The 399-nt window shown below is 71.9% G+C and carries 1 pseudogene; it reads right to left on the bottom strand.

What is annotated here, in order from left to right:
• Window positions 1-399, bottom strand: a pseudogene (locus G3I71_RS49350) (hypothetical protein); the annotation flags it as partial.

Below are 399 nucleotides of genomic sequence, written 5' to 3'. Positions count from 1 at the left end.
GTCGGTCTCCCGGGCCGCCGCGTGCAGACCCTTCCACTGCCGCACGCCCTCCGCGGCGCGGGCCACGGGATCGAGGCCGGCCGTGTCGTCGGCCAGCTTCGCCGCCGTCGCCAGCCCCGCGTCCAGGTCCTTCATGTCGTTCGAGAAGTCCACGTCGTACTTGTCGGACTTCTTGTCCTCGGCCAGTACGGCGCCCCGCGCGATCAGGGTCAGGTTCTCGCCGGCCCGCGCCTGGAGCGAGGCGATCCGCGCGTCGTTCAACACCTTCAACGACTCCTGCCCGTCCGCCCGGGCCTCGCTCAGCTCCGAACGGGCCACGCTCTGCCCGACCGTCAGCCACAGCAGCACCACCAGCGATGCGGCGGTCGCCGCCAACAGCCCCTGGTTGAGGACCCGGTG

This window comes from Streptomyces sp. SID12501 (assembly GCF_010550245.1).
GTDB lineage: Bacteria > Actinomycetota > Actinomycetes > Streptomycetales > Streptomycetaceae > Streptomyces.
Note: the sequence above shows the minus strand (reverse complement) of the source record. Positions and strands in the feature narration are given on the sequence as shown.